The organism is Rectinema subterraneum, from assembly GCA_009768935.1.
GTDB lineage: Bacteria > Spirochaetota > Spirochaetia > Treponematales > Rectinemataceae > Rectinema > Rectinema subterraneum.
This window is the reverse complement of record WESA01000033.1, coordinates 20,002-34,563: the sequence shown is the minus strand read 5'-3', so window position 1 is coordinate 34,563 and position 14,562 is coordinate 20,002. Positions and strand designations below refer to the sequence as shown.

The 14,562-nt window shown below is 53.4% G+C and carries 16 protein-coding genes; 3 read left to right on the top strand and 13 right to left on the bottom strand.

From position 1 onward, the window contains the following. The 4 genes from GAP13_RS09010 to prfA form a co-directional block, all read right to left on the bottom strand. On the bottom strand, positions 1–1,001 hold a 1,001-nt coding region (locus GAP13_RS09010), incomplete at its 3' end, for a hypothetical protein (protein WP_158908001.1). Between the two features lie 94 nt (positions 1,002–1,095). After that, entirely contained in the window at positions 1,096–3,288 is a 2,193-nt protein-coding gene (locus tag GAP13_RS09005; RefSeq protein ID WP_158908000.1) for a RelA/SpoT family protein, read from the bottom strand. Beyond that, positions 3,281–4,135, bottom strand: coding sequence for a peptide chain release factor N(5)-glutamine methyltransferase (gene prmC / locus GAP13_RS09000; RefSeq protein ID WP_158907999.1), 855 nt, complete (start codon positions 4,133–4,135; stop codon positions 3,281–3,283). The genes GAP13_RS09005 and prmC overlap by 8 nt, the downstream gene beginning before the upstream one ends. Next, entirely contained in the window at positions 4,132–5,211 is a 1,080-nt protein-coding gene (gene prfA / locus GAP13_RS08995; protein WP_158907998.1) for a peptide chain release factor 1, read from the bottom strand. Before prfA ends, prmC begins: the two co-directional genes overlap by 4 nt. Before the next feature lie 78 nt (positions 5,212–5,289). Between prfA and serS the strand changes: the two genes are divergently transcribed. After that, the gene (serS, locus tag GAP13_RS08990) at positions 5,290–6,570 is read left to right on the top strand and encodes a serine--tRNA ligase (RefSeq protein ID WP_158907997.1); all 1,281 of its coding nucleotides are present in this window, start codon (positions 5,290–5,292) and stop codon (positions 6,568–6,570) included. 7 nt (positions 6,571–6,577) lie between these two features. On the opposite strand, the gene GAP13_RS08985 is transcribed toward serS, so the two are convergent. The 9 genes from GAP13_RS08985 to GAP13_RS08945 all read right to left on the bottom strand — a co-directional run bounded on the left by GAP13_RS08985 (position 6,578) and on the right by GAP13_RS08945 (position 11,313). Next, positions 6,578–7,024 carry a hypothetical protein gene (locus tag GAP13_RS08985; protein WP_158907996.1) on the bottom strand — a complete coding sequence of 149 codons (447 nt, stop codon included), beginning with the start codon at positions 7,022–7,024 and terminating at the stop codon, positions 6,578–6,580. After that, positions 7,021–7,242, bottom strand: coding sequence for a hypothetical protein (locus GAP13_RS08980; RefSeq protein ID WP_158907995.1), 222 nt, complete (start codon positions 7,240–7,242; stop codon positions 7,021–7,023). The genes GAP13_RS08985 and GAP13_RS08980 overlap by 4 nt, the downstream gene beginning before the upstream one ends. Next, complete coding sequence (locus GAP13_RS08975; protein ID WP_158907994.1) at positions 7,229–7,609, bottom strand: YraN family protein; 381 nt, start codon at positions 7,607–7,609, stop codon at positions 7,229–7,231. Before GAP13_RS08975 ends, GAP13_RS08980 begins: the two co-directional genes overlap by 14 nt. A gap of 143 nt (positions 7,610–7,752) precedes the next feature. Further along, complete coding sequence (gene rplS / locus GAP13_RS08970; protein ID WP_158907993.1) at positions 7,753–8,124, bottom strand: 50S ribosomal protein L19; 372 nt, start codon at positions 8,122–8,124, stop codon at positions 7,753–7,755. Beyond that, entirely contained in the window at positions 8,081–8,851 is a 771-nt protein-coding gene (trmD, locus tag GAP13_RS08965) for a tRNA (guanosine(37)-N1)-methyltransferase TrmD (protein WP_158907992.1), read from the bottom strand. The genes rplS and trmD overlap by 44 nt, the downstream gene beginning before the upstream one ends. Then, complete coding sequence (gene rimM, locus GAP13_RS08960) at positions 8,848–9,375, bottom strand: ribosome maturation factor RimM (RefSeq protein ID WP_158907991.1); 528 nt, start codon at positions 9,373–9,375, stop codon at positions 8,848–8,850. Before rimM ends, trmD begins: the two co-directional genes overlap by 4 nt. A gap of 15 nt (positions 9,376–9,390) precedes the next feature. Beyond that, positions 9,391–9,624, bottom strand: coding sequence for a KH domain-containing protein (locus GAP13_RS08955; protein ID WP_158907990.1), 234 nt, complete (start codon positions 9,622–9,624; stop codon positions 9,391–9,393). 40 nt (positions 9,625–9,664) lie between these two features. Next, complete coding sequence (gene rpsP, locus GAP13_RS08950; protein ID WP_158907989.1) at positions 9,665–9,916, bottom strand: 30S ribosomal protein S16; 252 nt, start codon at positions 9,914–9,916, stop codon at positions 9,665–9,667. A 203-nt stretch (positions 9,917–10,119) separates the two neighbouring features. Further along, positions 10,120–11,313, bottom strand: a complete 1,194-nt coding sequence (locus tag GAP13_RS08945) for an ISNCY family transposase (RefSeq protein ID WP_158907988.1) — start codon at positions 11,311–11,313, stop codon at positions 10,120–10,122. Between the two features lie 172 nt (positions 11,314–11,485). On the opposite strand from GAP13_RS08945, the gene GAP13_RS08940 reads away from it, so the two are divergent. Beyond that, entirely contained in the window at positions 11,486–12,544 is a 1,059-nt protein-coding gene (locus GAP13_RS08940; RefSeq protein ID WP_158907987.1) for a tRNA-dihydrouridine synthase family protein, read from the top strand. Positions 12,545–12,605: 61 nt separating this feature from the next. Then, on the top strand, positions 12,606–14,555 hold the full coding sequence (locus GAP13_RS08935; RefSeq protein WP_158907986.1) for an AMP-dependent synthetase/ligase: 1,950 nt from the start codon (positions 12,606–12,608) through the stop codon (positions 14,553–14,555). The last annotated feature ends 7 nt before the right edge of the window (positions 14,556–14,562 follow it).

Below are 14,562 nucleotides of genomic sequence, written 5' to 3'. Positions count from 1 at the left end.
AAGCTTCTATATACGTTCTCGAGCGCAGTTGCATCGATGCCGCTCGCCTCGGCATGGGTGGCGGGTCTTCGGCCTTTCGGCCAGCGGATACGGTAGGGCTTTAAGTAGTTGTGCCACATAAGGTAGGCCCAGAGGCGCAGCATGCCGTTTGCGACATTGCGGTTGAAGCAGACACTCTCACGATGGTGGTTCGCCAGGTCCTTTCTGAGCTCGCGATCGGTGTAGTTCGAAGAAAAGAGTGGATTGTGGATCGTCCGTGGCAAGTGTGAAGCAATCCTCAGGTGCACGAGTCGCCCTCCTCCCTCACCCCAGTAGACTGCAAGCTTCCGCACGAGGCGCGCATAGTCGGGCTTCTCATCGGTGATCAGCACGAAGGGCCGCTGAGGCTGTGGCGGCTGCACAGCAAGGCTCGTCGCCAGCACCTCCCTGAATGACCGGCCGATCCCACCCCGTTCGAGCCGAATCGTCGAATAGAGCGCCTGTGCCTTCGCCTTCTGGTCCTGCCGCATGCTCCCTGAACGTTTTCGTGTGCAGTGACTGACATCGAGCACGAAGCCGCTTGTCCGTCCCACCGCAATGGGGATTTCGCTCGGGAAGTACTGCGAGCAGTCGAAGGAGACAAAGCCGTCGATACAGATGTCTTCCTTGCCTCGCCGAGCGTGCAGCATCCGGGCGTGGAGTGCAATACCCTGGCGAGCCAGTCGGTCGATACGAGTCGTAAGCAGCGAAAGCGAGCACCCGAGCGCGCGACTCATCCCCCGTAGGCTCTCCCCGCCTACCAGCCTATAGAGCACATCCCGGTACGAGACAATGCGCTTGAGATAGTAGTGCGTCGAGTACGTCTGGGTGGAAAAGCTTTTTCCGCAGCGCGTACAACGAAACCGGCGCACCTTCCCGAAGGCCTTGGTAGCATACCAGCCAATCGCATAGGCCCAGGGCGAGGCAGGTGCCTCGTGATGGTAGGAACAGTTCGGATTGGGACAAAAGGCAAACCAGTGCACGAATACCCTCCTTGACCGCAGGGGCGGTCATAGAGATATTCGCGCAAATCTACCCTCTTTACTTCAAGTCTTTACACAAGGTTGAGAGCACTACTCAAAGCGCCTCTTCTTCGATCGAAAGAATGCTCGGAAGCGTGCGCAGCGCCTTGGCAACGCGCTTCAAATCATCGCGCGCATCGACTTCAAGGATGAAAAAGCCGGATAACGTGCCGTCGCCGCGCTCGCCAAGCTTGCCTTCCTTGAGGCGGCCTGAGCACTTGCGTACGGTAGACTCGATTTCTGAAAAGATATCGAAGGTTTTTTTGGTCGTCACTCGGTAGCGGGCAGTGGCATTCATGGCTTCATCTTCCCATTTGACATCGATGCGGCGTTCTTCGAAATCCGCAATCGATGCGAGCGAGCGGCAATCTTCGCGATGCACAATGATTCCCCGCCCTCTCGACACATAGCCGACAATGCGGTCGCCGGTGACTGGCCTGCAGCAGCCGGCAATGCGGATCATCATATTGCGGATGCCGCCAACCGAAACACCGGCTTTTTCGCTGCGGAGAACCAAGCCAGGCTGCATGCTGTGGAACTCCACAACCGAAGGAAACTCCTCGCTTTTCGCGTGCGGCGCTTCGGACGGGCGCTCGTGTGCATGCGGGCGCGCCTGGCCTGTTTCCGGAAGCGTTTTTTCGCCTTTTCTTGCAGCGACAATATGTTTGTCGATGGCAACAGCTTGTCCTGTCTGCACAAGAAGCTGGCGGATTTTCGAACGCGCCTTGCTGGTGTGCGCGATTTTGAGCCAGTTGATATTCGGTTTTGCGTTGGGAGAAGTGATAACTTCCACAATCTGAGTATTCTTAAGCTCGGAATCGAGAGAGGCGATGGAGCCATTTACTTTTGCGCCGAGGCAGTGCGCGCCTACATCGGTATGAATTGCAAAGGCAAAATCGATGGGCGTGGCTCCTGCCGGCAATTCGATGACATCACCTTTGGGCGTGAATACAAAAATAGAATCCCGCAGAAGTTCGCGCTTTATCTCTTCGAGATAGCTTTCGCCCTCGATGATGAATTGATTCCATTGCTTGAGCTTGTTGACAATCGGCAAGTCTTCGAGGCGGGGCAGCTCGGCGGTCGAGCCTTTCTTGTAGAGCCAGTGCGATGCAACTCCATATTCTGCAACAAGATGCATTTCGCGTGTGCGAATTTGGATTTCGAGCAGTTGGCCGCCGTATGCGATAACCGTAGTATGCAGACTCTGATAGCCATTCGATTTCGGCATGGCGATATAATCCTTGAATCGGCCGTCGATGGGCTTCCAGAGGCGATGCACGAGGCCAAGGAGGGAATAACAATCGTTGACGCTGCGACAGATAAGGCGAATACCGAGCAGGTCATACAATTCTTCGGCGCTTTTTCCGCGCTTGCGCATTTTCTGGTAAATCGAATAAAAATGCTTCGCGCGCGCACTGACCTCGACTTCGATGTTCTCCTTTGCTGCAGATGAAAGGATTTTTTCTGTTACTTTCTTGAGGAATTCCTGGCGCTCCTCTTTTCGCGCATTCACAATGTCTTTTATCTGATCGAATATTTCGCGGTTGAGCGATTTGAGCGAAAGGTCTTCGAGTTCATCCTTCAGCCATGAGATACCGAGTCTGTCCGCAAGCGGCGCATAGATATCGATGCATTCCGTGGCGATCTCTTTCTGGCGATCTTCCGGCAGATATTTCAGAGTGCGCATGCTGTCGAGCTTGTCCGCAAGTTTGACCAGAATGACCCTGATATCGCTTGTAAGTGCGAACAGCATTTTTCGCATGGTCTCTGCGGCATGTACCGATTTGTTCTTGGCCCGCACCGAAGAAAGCCTGTTGACGCCCGCCACAATCAGCGCTGTATCTGTGCCATACATTTCTTCGATCTGAGGGTTGGGAGCCGCGAGCAGCGAATTAAGGGTGCCTGTCTCTTTCTCGCTTTTGCTTCGCTCTGTCCTGGCTGGCTCCGACGCACCTGGTACTTTGCGCCTGCTTGCTGCTTGAGCAGCCTGCCCCGGGGCGTACCCCGAAACACGCTCAGCGACGGTATCATGCAAAAGCCCTGCAATAATCGATTCGAGATCCATTCCAAGGTCTAGAAGAATCTCCGCAACCCTCAAGTCGTGATAGAACGCGGGTTCGCCTGAGGCCCGTTTTTTATCACCATGTGAATGCTGGCAATACATAACCGCACTCGACAGAATATCTCTCTTTTCAGCGGTGAATCGAATTTCAGCTTTCGAGAGAAAATTCTGTGCCAGCTCATCCATATCGCCCACCTGCGACCCGTTCTCTGCCTGCAAGGTCTTTCCAAATTCTAATTTCGCAAAATCCAGCTTGTTTGAAAAGAGCCACCGCTTCGCTCACCTGCGAGGGGTCCATCTCCAACAATACTACACCATTTTTGTATAAAAATTCACTAGCCTGAGCAATAATGGCTCGTACAAAATCCATGCCATCTATCCCCCCATCCAGCGCGACGAGCGGATCTTTCCATCCGTCAGAGATCAACTGCTCCGCCTGCGCACGCGGCACATAGGGAGGATTCGAAACTATGATATCAAATTGCCCCAAAATGCCGGAAAAAAGATCCGATGCTACAAATTCGACAGCGCTTGGCAAGGCGAGAAGGCGATGGGCATTTTGTTGGGCTGCTTCGAGCGCCTTGAGGGAAATGTCCGAAGCAGTAATATGCCAGGCTGGTCTTTCCGCGGCAATACTGATTGCAACCGCACCTGTACCCGTGCAAAGATCCAGCACCTTCAGCGGCCTGGAGGCATTTGGCATCGAAGCGCACATATCCCCTGCCTCGAGCACTGCTTCCACGAGAATTTCCGTATCCTGCCGCGGCGAAAGCACGTCGTCGTTGACTAAAAAGGTGCGCCCGTAGAACTCGCGGAACCCGCGGATATGCGCAATGCTTTCGCCGCGGCGCCGGCGGTCGGCCATTTCGAAAAACGAGGCTGGCACATCGCAGGCTTCCTCAGGCAGCATCGCCAGTATCTTTTCTTTCGGTACATCAAGACTGTGGGCAAGCAGAATCACCGCATCGAGAAATGGAGTGTCACTCCCCGAAAAAGTGCGCGCTGCTTCGAGCAGCAACTCCCTGACGGTCATGCCAACGCATGCCCTTCCGATTCGAAGGCTTGCTGCTTGCCCCACGCAACGAGCGCATCGAGCAGTTCATCGATATCGCCTTCCATGACAAGATCGAGCTTGTACAGGGTAAGATCGATTCGATGGTCGGTCAGCCGATTTTGAGGAAAATTGTAGGTGCGGATGCGCTCCGAGCGATCGCCGGTCCCAACCTGGCTTCGCCGTTCTGCAGAACGAGCTGCCTGTCGTTTCTGGTCTTCCAGCTCGTAGAGCCGCGCGCGGAGAATCCGCAGTGCCTTGGCTTTGTTCTTTATCTGGCTCTTTTCGTCCTGGCAATGCACAACGATGCCGGTGGGCAAGTGCGTAATGCGCACTGCCGAGTCCGTCGTATTGACGCTCTGGCCGCCAGGCCCCGAAGCGCGCATGACATCGATGCGCAGATCATCAGGCTTTATCTCGATTTCGGTTTCTTCCATTTCGGGAAGAACGGCTACGGTGACTGCGCTCGTATGGATTCTTCCCGAGCTCTCGGTGGCCGGCACGCGCTGAACTCTGTGCACGCCGGATTCATAGCGAAGTCGTTCGTAGGCTGCTTCTCCCGAGATTGAAAAAATAATCTCTTTAATGCCGCCGAGTTCGGTCTCGCTCATGCTCATTACTTCAAGGGTCCATCTGCGGCTATCGGCATAGCGGCTGTACATGCGGTAGAGATCCGCGGCAAACAGGGCTGCCTCTTCGCCGCCCGTTCCAGCCCGTATTTCCATGATCACCGCTTTGTCCGCAAAGGGATCGCGCGGCATAACAAGGGTTTTGAGCTTTTCTTCGATTCGGATAAAGCGTTTCCTAAGCTGCCCAAGCTCTTCTTCGATGAGCTGGCGCAGTTCGGGATCTGTTTCGCCTTCCAGAAGCGCTTCTGTATCATGCAGCGATACAGCAAGAGACTGCGTTTCGTCAAATGTAGCGACTACTTCGGCAAGTCGAGCTCGCTCTTTCATGAGCTCACGGTATTTTTGCTGGTCACGCATCATGTCGGCCCTGGAAATGAGTTCGTCGATTTCGGCGATGCGCGCACGCATCTGGTCTATTCGTTCTGTCACGCGCAAATGGTAGCCTGTTTGACGGCAATGCTGCAACTCCCGCTTGCGCGAGAACCCCTGTCCCGCTAGTATTCTGGCATGCTCGATATACGATTTATTAAAGAAAACCTCGGGGCTGTCCGCCAGAATATCCGCAACCGCTACATGAATGCGGATGCTGATCTTGTTGTTTCTCTCTATGACAGACGCAATGCGCTCCTTCGCGAGCTCGAGGATGCCCGCAGGCTCAGAAACGAGAATGCCCAGGCCATGAAATCGCCCATGTCTGCGGAAGATCGCGCAGCCAGAATCGAAGAGGGCAAGCGCCTCAAGGAAACCATTGCACGCCTCGAAACGGAGCTCCAGGAGGCGGAAGCTTCCTTTGCAGTCGAAATGGCGAAAATTCCAAACATGGCCCACCCCGATGCCCCGCGCGGAAAAGAGGACAAAGACAACCTCGAAGTCAAACGCGTGGGCTCGCCTACCCAGTTCGACTTCCCGCCCAAAGACCATGTGGAGCTCGGTCAAAGTCTCGATATCATCGATTTTGATACAGCGACAAGGGTGTCAGGCACCAAATTCTACTATCTCAAAAATGAAGCGGTCATTCTCGAACTCGCGCTGGTGCGGTATGCCCTCGATATCCTGTCCCGGCACGGATTTACGCTGATGGCTACGCCGGATATTGCCAAAACCGAAATACTTGAAGGCATTGGATTCAATCCGCGGGGCGCCGAATCGAATGTGTATACCCTCGAAGGCGAAGATACCTGCCTTATCGGCACCGCAGAAATCACGCTGGGCGGGTACCACAGCGGCACCATTCTCGACAAGAGCCAGCTCCCGATTCGGTATGCCGGAATTTCCCATTGTTTCCGCCGCGAAGCGGGTGCAGCTGGTCAATTCTCCAAGGGCTTATACCGCGTGCACCAGTTCACCAAAGTCGAAATGTTCGTCTACTGCTTGCCGGAAGACTCGGGCCGCATCCACGAAGAGCTTCGCGCCATCGAGGAAGAGATATTCTCGAGCCTCGGCGTGCCATTCCGCGTTGTCGATACGTGCACTGGCGACCTCGGTGCTCCCGCATACCGCAAATGGGACCTCGAAGCCTGGATGCCGGGGCGCAACAATGGCGAATGGGGAGAAATTACTTCGACTTCGAATTGCACTGATTATCAAGCACGAAGGCTCAATGTGCGCTACCGTGACGACGACGGGAAGAACCGCTTTGTGCATATGCTGAACGGCACTGCGATCGCGTGCTCGCGCGCTATTATTTCGATTCTGGAAAATTTCCAGCAGGCTGATGGTTCAGTGCGGATTCCGGATGCGCTTGTTCCCTACTGCGGGTTCGATGTAATTCGACCGCGAAAGAAGTAGCAGACGCTCACGGCAATCTTGGAGAAGAAACCATCGGTTTTCGCCAGGGCTGCGTTGAGCCCGCTGTTTCCCATCGAATCTTTCGTCTGATTTCGAGCTTGCCGCCAGGAGCCTGATAGCAGACGGCAAATGAGCCGCTTCCGATATAGAAGATTTTTTCGCCCGGAGCCAGCGTCTCTTCCTTGGACAAGATTTCGATTGCGCAATCAAAATGAATCGGTTCACCGTCGTCCCGCGAGGCTATGGCCCCAGCAAGATCGAATATAGGCTTGCCGCATACTTTGCAGATTTTCAGTTCCTGCTTTTTCACGCGCTCCGCTTGCGGATCCGGCTGGGATTCAGTCGGTTCCAGCGACGGCGAAGATGGTTTGGCTGGCCGTTTTTTGCGGAAACTATGACTGCGAAATCTGCCGCTGGGACGTTTCGATGGTGGTGCATTCGGTTCATTGTTCATCGCGATTTGCCTTTCACTCTATTTGACAGCATTTCCGCAATCGATGCAATCGCCCCATCAAGGTAGTGATCGTCTATGAGCTTATGCTTGAGTTCATACAGGCGCTTCCAGCTGGAGGCTTTCATCTCTTCGGCGATATCGTAATCGGCCAGAAGAAAATCGTCGGGAGTCGAGCCCGCCCAGCCCGGCAAATCTCGTGATACTTTATTCTGCTTCATCGTTTTCCGCAAATGCGCCTTCCATATGCCTTGCGCAGGCATTCTCCGCAATCAGTATCACATCATATCTGATGTGGTACTGACTATATTTTCGATTCATCGCGAGGAATAGTTTAGAAGTTTCGATGATCGAACGCCGTTTTTTCGCACGTATGACATGCTGAAGGTCTTCTTGCGTAAATCTGTTTGCTATTTTCACTTCCATGAATGCCAGAATTCCGTCTCGAAGCGCAATGATATCGATCTCTCCCCGCCTTGAGCGAAAATTCCGATATATTACTTCCCAGCCCGATTTCAGGAGAAAACGCACCGCTTCATCCTCGCCATCTCTGCCCTTCTGAACAGCGCATTTTTGCAAAGCAAACATCTCCACTATATACAACGCAAAAATATGCCTTTTCGCTTCATGTTTTGCCAGAAAAAATTAAAGGCTGCCCAAGCATTATGCTTGAACAGCCCGTATTGCCTTCACGTATCGCCTTCAGTCAGGCGACATATTCAAAAACCAGCTTATGCCTCAGGCTTATCGCTCTTGCGGCCGCCAACAAGCGTTTTGACCTTCGATTTCTTTCCGACCTTTGTCCGGATGTAGTAAAGCTTGGCACGGCGGACCTTGCCGGTCTTTACAATTTCAACTTTGTCGACTCGGGGGGAATTGAGCGGAAATACACGCTCTACGCCCACGCCGTAAGAATTTTTTCTTACTGTAAAAGTCTTGCTCGCTCCCGAATTCTTGATGGCGATAACGAGCCCTTCATATGCCTGAATGCGCTCGATTCTTCCTTCTACAATCTTGAAACTGACACGAACCGTATCTCCAACCCTGAATGCGGGCAGGTCAGTTCTTGCCTGTTCCGCCTGAATTTGCTGCACGAGGTTCATTCTCTCCCCCTCCGTCTATCACTTCTTTGAGCAATCTGCCAATCTCTCCGGTCAGATCGATTGTCTGCAAAAGTTCCGGTCTGTATGCAAGCGTTTTGATTAGGCTCGCCCTGAGCCGCCATCGCGCGATTGCGGCATGGTTCCCACTTACCAGCACTTCCGGGACGTGCATATTACCATATTCCTCAGGCCTTGTATACTGGGGATACTCCAGAAGGCCTGCTGAAAAACTCTCTTCCGAGAGCGATTCGCCCGAGATGACACCAGGCACCAACCGGTACACCGCATCGATCACGACCATTGCAGCAACTTCGCCGCTCGAAAGAACGTAGTCACCGATCGAAACGACATCGGTCACGCGCGTATCGATTATGCGCTGGTCGATTCCTTCGTAGCGCCCGCAAAGGATTACCAGATTCTCTTCTTTTGCAAAATCGGCTGCCATCGCCTGGTTGAAAAGGCGGCCTGAAGGTGTCACATAGACTGTCCGCACTTCAGGAGAGCCTGCAGCGGCGAGCGCCCTGTCCAGCGGTTCGGGTTTGAGGAGCATGCCCGCTCCGCCCCCGAACACTTCATCGTCGCACTTGCGGTGCTTGTCGTACGCATAATCGCGTATATTCACAAGCTCGAAGGAAACAAGGCCTTTCCCAACCGCCCGTTTCATGATCGAAGCGGAAAAGTACGCTTCAAGAATTTCGGGAAATAGCGAAAGAACCTTGATATTCATTCCAGAATCCAAGAGCTCAGAATCTCGAGCTCGCCTTTCTCCTCGTCGATTTCGCCCACAAATTCTTTGCGGAAGGGCACAAGCGCCGAACCGCCGCTATCGCGTTTCACTTCGAGAAGGGCATCCGCCCCTCCATCGAGCACCGCCGCAATAACCCCGATGGCCAGCCCGTTCACCGTTGCAGTCATCCCGACAAGGTCAGCTACATAGTACTCGTGCGGGCGCAGTGGGCAGGCCTTTTCCCTCGGCAAAAAAAGCTCGCGTCCGACAAGAGTGCGCGCTTTTTCCGGCGTATCGAAGCCTTCGAAAATGACACTCGCGCCCCATCCGCCTTGCAAGAACTGCACAATGCGTATTGGGCGCGCATCCTCTAGGCCAGCTTCGCCGCCCAACATAATTTCGCCAGCTTTTTCGATGTGCGAAAATTCGCCCGAATAGCTGTGCAGCTTTATCTCCCCTTCGAGGCCCCGAACAGCGCCCAATCGAGCGACGGCGAGATACTCTGCTTTCTGCTTTTTATCCATGGCTGTGCGCCATTGTCAGTCCAGAATCTCCAGGATGACGCGTTTTGACTGCGATGATGCGGCGGCTGACAAAATAGTTCGAATCGCGCGGGCGATGCGGCCATTTTTGCCAATTACTTTGCCGATATCGCTCTCCGCAACTCTCAGCTCGAGAATCGTGGATTTTTCGCCTTCAATCACCTTGATGTTGACTGCATCGGGATTATCGACAATAGATTTGACAATATATTCAACTAGATCGCGTTCCATAATTATGCTCCCGGCAGGTCGGTATACAGCCGTTCCCGGCTCAGCCGAGCTGAATCCCTTTCTTGTTGAGAAGGGATTTTACGGTATCGGATGGCAGTGCGCCCTTCGAAAGCCAATCTCTGACCTTTGTCTCATTGATAAGCAGCTGCTTGTCTTCAGTTTCGATCGGATGATAGTAGCCAAGCTCATCGATTGTCTTGGAATCGCGTGCTGAACGGGAATCCATCACCACAATGCGATAGAATGGTCTGGCCTTTGCGCCGAATCGTTTCAGTCTAATGCGTACGCTCACGAAAATCCTCCTGATTTCAAATACTACTATGTGGGCTTCGTTCTATCCGCACGTCCGTTCCCATGCGAAGCCCGAATGAGGGAACATGCGCGGATGATTTATATACCATTACGCGGCACATAGTCAACTCAGGCGGTTCGAGGGTGTCAAGACTCAATTAAAATGTCCCCATTCTTAGCTCGATTAAAATGTCCCCTTTTCACTCAGGCTGAGCGAGTGGCCAGTTCCTCCTTGCGTGATATTTTCTCGAGCTCGATATACTCGAGTTCCATATTTTGGTAGAGAAGCTTGATTCGTCCATCAAGCAGTTCTCTGACCGTTACCTTTGCCCTTGGTTTGGGTTGAAGCCGATTGTTCCGTTGAATCTGGAAGAGCCGGCGTTTGTAGCTGATAACGTAGTCATTGCTCACCACACGAGGCGTTTCGTAGCTGAAGATATCGTCGAGAGACGTCGGGGTAGTGAGTGATACATGGGCGTCCTCCGGCCGCAATGGCGCTTTGGCGAACTTCTCGTTGATCTTTGGGAGATACGTCTGTACCAGATGGCGATTGGCTTCTTCAATCGTCGAAATACCGGCAAGCCGCAGTTCTTTGACCAGCCGATCCTGGTAGACGCCATGATTGCGCTCCACCCGTCCTTTCGCTTGTGGTGAATTGGCAATAATCACCTCAATCCCCAGTACCTCACAGACGCGTTCAAAGGGGCTCTGGGGTTCAATGCCGGCTAATTGCTCTTCAATCGTGGGCTCGCGGGTCAGCACAAAGGCATTCTTTTTATCGCAATAGAGCGCCTGGGGTATGCCATAGCGCTCAATCCAGCGCCAGAGCAGTCGCATTGCATCGGACGTGGTTTCTTCTTCACAGAAGAACGAGAAGGTGATCCCGGTCGCATCATCGACCATATTCATGAGGCAGCAGGGACTTCTTCGCCCCTCAAACCAATCGTGATGGCTCCCGTCAAACTGCAAAAGCTCGCCAAAACATTCCCGCCGCCTCCGACGACTCCGATACGCCTTCCTGCGCCGCTTCCGCTGCCACAGCCCTGCCGCAAGCAACCACCGCCGCAAAGTCTCATGGTCAATGATGATCCCATGGCATTCCTTCAGCTTCTCCGCAGCTAAGGTCGGACCAAAGTCTCCATATCGCTCTTGGTACACGCGCAGCGCTGCTTCCCGTATCCCAGGATCATACGCTTTCCCGGAAGCCTTCCCTTGATTCCTGTGCAGAAGCCCTTGGTCGCCCTCCTGCAGGTATCGCTGGTAGATCCGCTTCGCCTGCCGATACGACACTTTAATCTTCAATGCCGCCTCTTTCAGTGTAAGCTGCTTCTGTACTACCTGTTCCATCACCTTTGCCCGCATGAGCTCTTTCTGTCCCATCGGTAATTTCCCAGCCATGTTCGCTCCTGGCTGCTATTCTACCAAGGGGACATTTTAATTGAGTTCACCAGGGGACATTATCATAGAGTTTCAACACTCAGGCGGTTCGAGGGTAGTGCTTCCAACCTTGTGCCGACTCATGAGAAAGATTGACTTGTAACTTGCGCGTCCATGCGGTACCTTGCTTGCTATGGTTCCGTTTTCGCGCGGTTCGCTCTTCCTTGCCCCAATGGTAGGGATTACGAACAGGGCATTCCGCACGCTTGTATACGAACTTGGCGCTCCTGATTGGTTCGTGACCGAGATGGCAAGTGCCGAAGCTTTTCTTTCGGGCGGAAGAAACGAATCGATCTATCTCGATCCATCGCCCCGTCCTTTGCAAACATCGGTGCAATTCGCTGCGCGCAGCCCTGAAACGCTGGCTAAAGCGTGCAATGCTGTATCGCAGTTACCTGCAGAATATCGCCCAGCGGGCATCGATATCAATATGGGCTGTTCAGCGCCTCATATCAAAGGCTACGGGCGAGGAGCAGCTCTGCTCGACAACCCATCCCTTGCCCGCGAGATGGTCGCAGCAGCTCGCGAACAGTGGGTCGGCATGCTTTCCGCAAAAATACGCATCAGCACAAGCCTGGGCGAAGACGGGACGATTGCGCTCGCTCAATCGCTTGCCGGCGCAGGCCTCGATTGTATTACTGTGCATGCAAGGCTCGATACGCAGAAATTCAGACGCAAGGCCGATCACCGCTTTGCTGTGCTTCTGGCTGAGGTACTTCCTATTCCTGTGATTGCAAATGGGGACATTACCGCCAGGGAAGAATGCGCTGCTCTCCTCGATTCGACTCACATCCATAGCCTTATGATCGGACGGGCCGCGGTGCAGAAACCCTGGCTGTTTGCTTCGCTTAAAAGCGGGGCTGGCTCTGGCGAAGGCGAGCGCGGTACCCCAGGAAGCATAGAGCCTGGAGATGAGCCTCAGTATGGCACGCGCCACATGCCAGAAATCGACCTTCTCGCGATTGCGCTGCGATTTATCGATCTTGCCGAGACCCTTCTTCCTCCGGAATGGCAGAGAGAAACATGCCGGCGCGTCTTTTCATATTATGCAGCTAATGTGAGTTTTGCCCACCACCTGCGCTTTTTACTTGTAAATGCACCTTCGCTCGGCGCAATGCGCCAGATCCTTCGTGATTATTTCAACCAGGTCCCCCAGGATCGAATATTTGCCCAGGATCAAATATTAGCTTGACGGCGCACATTTTTACATTTATAGTAATTATGTCAAAGCAAATTGCAGGAGGTGCGTCCGAATGGCAGACACGATCCCCCAGATGTTCATCGAAGTAACTTCAAAACAGCCAAATGTGCATGTGCAGCTCTCGAAGGATTCCCAGGGCAAATTTCAGCCGACAACATATCAGGCACTGCTTCGCGAAGCGAGTATCTGCGCACTCGGCCTGCGCAATCTCGGGATACAGCGAGGCGACAGAATCGGTTTCATCTCTGACAACAGAAAAGAGTGGCTCATTGCTGACCTGGCCATTCTCGGCCTTGGAGCGGCAGATGTCCCCCGCGGATGTGATGCTACAGCTCAGGAAATTGCCTATATTCTGAGCTGGAGCGAATGCGAGTTTGCCATCCTCGAGAATGACCGGCAGCTCCAGAAAATTCTTGATATAAAGGCCGGCCGCCTTCCATTCGGTTCTCAATCGCTCACCGAAGCTCCCTACGCCCATCTGAAAACGATCATTTTGTTCGATCCGCCGTCCTCAGCAATATCCGAAGAGGCAGCTCACAACGGGCTGCAAGTGCTTCTTTTTTCCGACATCATGGATACAGGCCGCTCACTCTATGCGACAGATCCCGATTTTTATACCAAAGAAGCGAAAGCAGGCGCTCGCGGTGATCTGGCTACCATTATTTATACATCCGGCACAACGGGCGACCCCAAGGGTGTCATGCTCAGCCATGGCAACTTTTTGCATCAAACTGAGTACCTGCCGAGTATTATCGGGGTCAAAAGTGGCGAAATCTTCCTTTCTGTGCTGCCAGTCTGGCATTCTTTCGAACGGGTGGTTCAGTACATTATCTTGCAAGCAGGTGCGACAATTGCATATTCAAAGCCTGTCGGTTCGATTCTCCTTGCGGATATGCAGGCGGTGCAGCCGCACTGGTTCACGTCTGTCCCTCGCATATGGGAATCAATAAAAGACAGCGTCTATAAATCGGTGCGCCAGAGCAGCGCCGTAAAGCGGGCGATGTTCTCGGTTTTCATAGCCATTGGCGAAGCGCATGCGTATTTCAGAAACATGCTGCTCGACAGGCTGCCCAAATTTTCTCCCCGCTCTCGCGCTGTGGATATCGGAGTTGCTGTCATTCCTTTTGTGCTCCTGTCGCCGTTGCGCGCGTTGGGCGATGTCCTTGTGTTCAAAAAAATCAAGGAAAAACTGGGCAAGCGGTTTATTGCAGGTGTTTCGGGCGGAGGAGCCTTGCCTCCGTCTGTGGACAAGTTCTTCGACGCCCTCGGCATTCTCATTCTTGAAGGATATGGCCTTACCGAAACCGCACCTGTCCTCGGTGTCCGGCTGAAAAATCATCCGGTAAGCGGCACAGTCGGCCCGATCCACAGGGGCACCGAAATCCGCATTGTAGACGAGCATGGAAATGCGCTTCCCCCGGGGCACAAAGGCGTCATCCAGGTTCGGGGGCCGCAGGTGATGCTGGGATACTACAAGCGCCCCGATCTTACGGCGAAGATTCTCTCTCAAGATGGCTGGCTCGATACCGGCGATCTTGGCATGCTCACTGTCCATGGCGAAATAAAAATCGTCGGGCGCGCAAAAGATACCATTGTGCTGCGCGGCGGCGAAAATATCGAGCCTGTCCCGATCGAACAGAGGCTTGGCGAGAGTGCGTTTATCCAGCAGGCGGTTGTCCTTGGCCAGGATCAAAAGTACCTGGCAGCACTGATCGTACCTCGCCAGGAAGCGCTTATTGCATGGGCGGAAGAGAACGAAATACCCTTCAACGATTATCCGTCGCTTCTGGATCAGCCCGAGGTGAAAGAACTCATCGACAGCGAGATCAATTCGTTCGTGAGCATGAAAAATGGTTTCAAACCATTCGAGCGGATTTTCCGTTTTGCGCTGCTTCCGGATCCCTTTGAACCCGGACGGGAGCTTTCTGCGAAGCAGGAGATGAAGCGATTTACGATCAACGAATTGTATAAAAAGCAAATCCGCGAGCTGTTTGCCGAATAGGCATCTC